Below are 6,314 nucleotides of genomic sequence, written 5' to 3' on the forward strand. Positions count from 1 at the left end.
GCATTATAGGCTGATGTAGCATGAGTGTTTATGTACTAGATAGCTTGATACAGTTGTCAGATAGCTACTCAGATAGTTATTGTTCTATACTTAACCTGCTAGTTGCTATCATAGTAAACTATGTCAGATAATGTTTGGAAAGAACGGGAAACTACTATAGCTATTGCTAACGATAAAACTGGGGAATGGTTGTTTCTTACGTTTCCATCATGGGAGGAAGCTAGACAAGCCGTTAATGCAGCTAGGAGTGAAGGTAAAGCAGCAGTTTTCTATGACGGTGCTACTTTACCCGAACCTCCAGAATTACCTATGCCTCCAGAACCACCATAATATTGACTATGGTTTGACTATGAATATGAATGACTATGAATGAATATCCTTAATCAGCAAGTATTTTAGCAATCAAAACAGAGGACTGAAAATCCTCGTGTCACCGGTTCAAGTCCGGTTCCTGGCATACAACACAGACAAAAACACCTCTTACATAAGACATAAACTGACATAAAGCTGTCATAAGTAAAAAGCTCCTTGATGCTTATACCGCGTAAAAGGTTTATGTCTTAGCAATTGTATTCTCTAAGCTTTTCCACACCATCCTCCCTTTGCACGCATCGGTTAGAAGAGTGTCGTCAACAGCCGCACATTCTTCCCAACGCTCACCTTTCAGGTAGAACGCAGGGCTGCTGCTGCTAAAGCTCAAGCAGCGTGAATAAAGCAGACAAGCCGATTTTCTTTATTGACAGAGCGTTAGGAAAAAAATATGTTGCAGATGGTCTACGTACTGTGGGTGCAAACGTGGAAGTTCATGCAGACCAATTTTCGCCTGATGCACCAGATATAGAATTAAGTTGCAGAGGTTGGTTAATTCTCACAAAACATGATGAAATTGGGCGCAATTTTCTAGAACAAATGGCGCTCGCCAGTTCGGATGCCAAAGTTTTTGTACTATCTTTGCGAAATTTGACCGGAGAAGAAATGGCAGAAATCTTTGTACAGGCTATTGAGCGGATGGAGAAGTTTGCCCAAAGTAATCAATCACCATTTATTGCCAAAATCTAAAAATATGGCAACGTAAGAGTTTGGAAAAATCATACTCAACTGCTTAAAATACTACTTAAGCGATCGCTCTGAAGTCCACCCAGAACAAAAGTGCTTGAAACTCATATTACAAGATGATTTCGGCTTTTTGTATTCTCAAGTGGAAATAAAGGACTCGTAAGGCATCTGGAAAACTTTTTGGTCTACTGATGGTGCTTAGGCACTTGTCTCTAAGGGGTTTTCGGCATTTTCCTGATAAGCACTTAAAAACAAAAAGACCAGCCTCCCACAGCTGGCCTAGAAAATATTTTTTTGCGTTGTCTTCTCAAGAGAGTTAAAACCCATTTGCGCGTTCCCAAAATGCAACGGGCAACTTTTCTTAACAATATTGTAACAGTCAACACACATTTTTCGTGAAACTTCATCAAAAAAGATAAGAAAAAAGCTTAAAAGCTTCTATCCATCAGGATAATTCAGCAAATCGCAGGGTAGAAAAGGAGTGGAGTAGAGGGGCAGAGAGAGCAGGAGGAGCAGGGTAAAAATTCTTAATTTTTGACAAATGACTAATGACTACTAACCATTTGTGGTTTTCCCCAGAGGATGCTTTCCTGCTTGTAAATTGCAATTCCCGGTTTTGCTCCTTTGGGTTTGTAGACGTGTTTTAGCTGAGTGTAAACTACTGGCACTTGTTCACTCTGACGGGCGCGACTGTAGTAGGCGGCAAGATTAGCTACAAATTGTAAATCACCTTCTTCTGCAACAGCACCGGGTTCTAGACGTAGTAGCACATGACTCCCTGGAATTTCTTGAGCGTGGAACCATAAGTCATAATCCCCAGCTACACGAAAGGTTAATTGGTCATTCTGGCGATTGTTACGCCCGATTAATACTTCAAAGCCGTTGGGGGTAAGGTAACGATGAAAGTTGGTGCTGGGGGGTTCATTGGCACTGCGACTGCGATATTCTGGATCTTCTAAATACTTTTGTCCAATCAACTCTTCGCGGATTTCTTCTAAAGCTCGCAAATCTTCTGCTGTTTGGTAGGTGTCTATCTGAGCGATCGCAGCTTCTACTTGTTCTAAATACTCAATTTCTGTCTGCACTTCTAACAGTAGCGGTTCGACAGCAGCACGAGCGCGTTTGAGCTTTTGGTGCTGTTTGTAAAGACTTTGGGCATTTTGGACGGCATTTTTATCTGGCTGGAGAGCGATCGCTACTGGCAAATTTGTATCAAAATCAGCAAGGATAATTTCTTTCATCCCCGGTTCCCAGTTTTGCAAGTGAGCCATCAATAAATCAGCTTTTTGCCGATACTCATCAGCTTGATCTGATTGCTGCAAGCGCGTCTTAAAGGTTTGAGCCTTATTCCGTAATTTCACCAGAATATTATTCAATTTCTGACTCAACTGATGGCGCAATTGTAAAAATAACTGTTGGTCAATTTGGTTACTGTAGTAGCGGTTGAGTAACTCTTGGATATTTTTAACCTTTTCAACTGCACCCCAACCCATTACGGTGTAGCCATCTTTTGTCCAAGCGGGTTGAAATTTATTGGAATTCAAAGCTTGCAGCCATTCTTGCCAGCGCTCAAATAGCCGTCGCCAATCGTCGGGGTTGAGAGTATCGGTGGATGTTTCTGGTGCGATATTTGCTTCTAGCAGCATTAACTCTAGTAGTGCTGCACTCAAGCCACTATAACTTTTCAGCAATTGCCGCTTGATTGCTCCTGGCACTAAACTTACCCGTTCTTGCCAACGTTCTTGTGATTCGTTCAAACTGGGGACAGTTCCAGTCAGTTTTGGTGGTGTTTCATAAGGTTGTCCGGTTTGGATGGGACGGACACTAGATTGTTGCTGACTGACTTGATGAGCAGCAGTGATAATTATATTGTTGGCATCGGTGAGGATGACGTTGCTATACTTGCCCATGATTTCTGCATAGACATGATATAGGGCGGTTTCTCCAGGACGACGGGCAAATTGCAAATCAATAACACGCTCCCAAGGGGCGATCGCTTCAATAGCTACCAGTGCTAAACCATTCAATTGGTGTATCAGTTGTTGGCTAAAGGTAAAGGTATCTGGCGATCGCGGTGGTGGATCGCCGATACAAATATGTGCAGCTTGCGGATGCCAAGAAATCTGTAGCCAATCTCGCTGTTTCAGGGTGCGTAATGCCATAGCAATAGTGTAGCGATCGCGCTGGTAAACCTGTTCTAAGCGTGATGGTAGCCAGTTAGCGCGGATTTCGCTACAAGCAGCTGTGAGAGTGGTAAAGTCAACTGGTTGCAAAGCGATTAGTTGTTAACATTCAAATGGTAGCAATCGCTATGCTTTTATCTTCGTTTAGTCAAAGCATAGCAGACCTCAACTATCATAGCGGTTACTTGGTTTGGTGATAGCTGCGAATCAAAAAACACAGAAATCTATAATTCAAATAGACTCTCAGTACTTAGATGATAACTTAGCTTGTTATACATTTATTTAGTGTAGAAATTACTGTGTTATCTGTCAGCCAACTTATATATAAATAGGCTAAGTAATTTCCACTAATTAAACTAATAATGGAAATCACTCAGCCCAGAGAAATATTTAGAATAAATGATTAGTAATGGTGAGTGAGGACTAGGAAAATAAAATTATTGCTTACTTCCGAGTTACCCATTCACCATTATCTGTTACTCAAGAGAATTATTTAGCAACCAAAGCTGGCTTTTTTGTTGTTGACTGCACTAATTCAACTGTTGATTCCACTAGTTCTTTTGCTGTTGAATGCACTAATTCGGCTGTTGACTCCACTAGTTCTTTTGCTGTTGACGCTACTGATTGTGGCTGCAACAGTTCGATGTAAAGTTCACTTAGTTGATGTGCTACACCATCCCAGCTAAACTTAGTTTCGACGCGCTTTCTACCAGCTTTACCCAATTCATCTCGCCATTCTGGATTTAAAAGAATTCGGTCAATGGCAGATGCAAAGGCATCTACATCTTGTGGTGCTGCCAATAAACCAGTTTCTTCATTAACTACAGTAAACTGAAGTCCGCCAACATCGCTTGCTACTACTGGTGTACCGCTTGCCATCGCTTCGATCGCTACGAGTCCAAAAGGTTCGTAGTGACTGGGAACAACGCAAACATCAGCAGCTGCGTAATAGCTTGGCAAAATATCTTGACTGAGACGACCAGCAAGGGTGGTAAAGTCGCTCATCCCTAATTCGTTGATAATAGCCTCAATGCGATCGCGCTCAATACCGTCGCTGTTACCTGGAGTACTGCCACCACCAATAATTAACTGGAGATTCTTGGAGTCACGTAGCGAAGACTCATTTACTGCACGTACCAAGGTTTCTATCCCTTTGCGTGGGTCAAAACGCCCTACATATAATACTACTTTGGCTTCTTTATCAATTCCTAATTTAGCTCTGGCTGCTTCTCGTACAATCGAGCCAAAGCGCTGAATATCTGTACCGCAGGGAATAATGTCGATATTACCTTTAGTGGAAACTAGCGATCGCATATGTTGCTGTTCTTGCGGACTTGTCGCTACAATTCGCTCTGCTTTTTCCAACACATCTTTTTCTACTGCTAATCGCTGACTAGCAATCAAAGGAATATTTTCTATGGTGTTGTATTTGACTGCTCCTAAGGAGTGGTAGGTGTGAACCTGTTTACTATGTTGGATTTTATTTAACTGCATCCCCACCCAACTAGACAGCCAATAGTTAGTGTGAATTAACTCGTATTTAATGCCATTTCTTACTTGAAATTTGAGGAAATTATCCACAAATTCTGGCAGAAATTCAAAAATTTCATCTCGCGGCACAAACTCAAGGGGGCCAGCTTTTAAACGAATAGTGCGGCAATTGTGGCTATGTTCAACAATTGAGTCTTGCTCCAGGCTCACTTTGCGAGTAAACATATCAACTTGCCATCCCAGCTGGGCTAGTGCTTCACCCACATTACGCACATAAACATTTTGTCCCCCAGCTTCTTCTTTCCCTATTTCAATCGCCGGGTCTCCGTGGACGGAAATTAAGGCGATACGTTTTTCGGTGGTAGAGTTCATAGTTTGTGTGTTGCTAATTTTAACAAAGTTTTAGGCTTTTCCAAGCTCGTGTATAGCACACTTGCCTAAATTTTTCAGGAACTTTGATTAATATTGATTTTAATTTACTATGCCTAATATTTTTTTACATCTTCTGCCAGAAGTATACTATTAGATTAAATAAAAATATTGAATTTCTTTAGATATAGAAAATATTTATACTAAAATTTCATACTTTTGATAGATAAAAATCATGTATTATTGTGCATATATTTTAAACTATTTTTAAGAAGCAAAATTGCTGAAAAGCTTAGAAATAAGTACTTTTAGCTCCCCTACTTTCTCTCATTTCAATTCAGATTGCTATACTAATTTAGAATATCTAATACCTTTGATAGATAAATCTTATAGTTTTCGTCTTGTTTGTGCAGATATAATCCCATAGATATAAACTAATGTGAGTTCGATGAAGTGAATAAGGAGCCGCACGCAGAACTGCTGCTGAGGTTCCAATCATCTAACACAGTTAATTCCAGGATTTTGACATATTCTACGAATTCTTCTCTAGAAAAACTATGCGATCGCACAGTGTTTTGTAGAAACAGTAGTTCAATAAATTAAGTTTTTTGGCGATTTTGATGTAAGTCCTGAATTCATCTCACTAAACTCACATTGTATTAAGTAATAAGAATAAATGTTAAATATTGATGCAAAATCGGGTACTTTCTGGAATTTGCTTCGGAAAGTTTCAGATTATGTTTTCAATCATTAATAAATTTTAGGAGCAAATCAGGTGTTTACTTCAACCTTACTCGCTGCTGCAACCACACCTCTGCAATGGAGTCCAACTGTTGCACTAATTATCATTATTGTTAATATCGTTGCCATTGCCTTTGGTAAATCTACCATCAAATATCCTAACGCAGAACCAGGGCTACCCTCAGCCAATTTATTTGGTGGTTTTGGTTTACCAGCCCTTTTAGCAACTACCGCCTTTGGTCATATTTTAGGAGTGGGCGTTGTCTTAGGGCTGCATAACCTGGGAAGAATTTAGGTTATTACCCAGGGCGAACGCATCTTATTTACTAATAAAAACTAAGAAAGATTTTAAAATGACATAAATAATTGTAGAAATTGAGTGAATGATAAACAAAACAAATCAAATATTTTTCAATCTGAAAATTATCTTATTTTCAACTGAACGGCTATTCATTAATACTAAAAATATTCAAT

General features: G+C 39.9%; 5 protein-coding genes and 1 tRNA gene. 4 read left to right on the forward strand and 2 right to left on the reverse strand.

Translation table 11 applies throughout. The features are described from left to right. Nucleotides 1-120 precede the first annotated feature (120 nt). The 3 genes from H6G26_RS27585 to H6G26_RS27595 all read left to right on the forward strand — a co-directional run bounded on the left by H6G26_RS27585 (nt 121) and on the right by H6G26_RS27595 (nt 1,059). Nucleotides 121-330, forward strand: a complete 210-nt coding sequence (locus H6G26_RS27585) for a hypothetical protein (RefSeq protein WP_190733194.1) — start codon at nt 121-123, stop codon at nt 328-330. A gap of 56 nt (nt 331-386) precedes the next feature. Next, nucleotides 387-457, forward strand: a tRNA-Phe gene (locus H6G26_RS27590). Between the two features lie 248 nt (nt 458-705). Beyond that, on the forward strand, nt 706-1,059 hold the full coding sequence (locus H6G26_RS27595; RefSeq protein ID WP_199327112.1) for a hypothetical protein: 354 nt from the start codon (nt 706-708) through the stop codon (nt 1,057-1,059). A 542-nt stretch (nt 1,060-1,601) separates the two neighbouring features. Here the strand turns inward: H6G26_RS27595 and H6G26_RS27600 are convergent. Both H6G26_RS27600 and H6G26_RS27605 read right to left on the reverse strand, forming a co-directional pair. After that, the gene (locus tag H6G26_RS27600) at nt 1,602-3,329 is read right to left on the reverse strand and encodes an NFACT family protein (protein WP_190733196.1); all 1,728 of its coding nucleotides are present in this window, start codon (nt 3,327-3,329) and stop codon (nt 1,602-1,604) included. 399 nt (nt 3,330-3,728) lie between these two features. Then, nucleotides 3,729-5,102, reverse strand: coding sequence for a glycosyltransferase family 1 protein (locus tag H6G26_RS27605; RefSeq protein ID WP_190733198.1), 1,374 nt, complete (start codon nt 5,100-5,102; stop codon nt 3,729-3,731). 772 nt (nt 5,103-5,874) lie between these two features. Between H6G26_RS27605 and psaK the strand changes: the two genes are divergently transcribed. Then, nucleotides 5,875-6,135, forward strand: coding sequence for a photosystem I reaction center subunit PsaK (psaK, locus tag H6G26_RS27610; RefSeq protein ID WP_190733200.1), 261 nt, complete (start codon nt 5,875-5,877; stop codon nt 6,133-6,135). Nucleotides 6,136-6,314: the final 179 nt, after the last annotated feature.

The organism is Nostoc sp. FACHB-888, from assembly GCF_014696655.1.
In the GTDB taxonomy this organism is placed as follows: Bacteria; Cyanobacteriota; Cyanobacteriia; order Cyanobacteriales; family Nostocaceae; genus Nostoc.

Bases quoted from the DNA above. Each gene is read 5' to 3' on its own strand.
- H6G26_RS27605 (WP_190733198.1), bottom strand. From the start codon at position 5,102: ATGAACTCTACCACCGAAAAACGTATCGCCTTAATTTCCGTCCACGGA.
- H6G26_RS27585 (WP_190733194.1), top strand. From the start codon at position 121: ATGTCAGATAATGTTTGGAAAGAACGGGAAACTACTATAGCTATTGCT.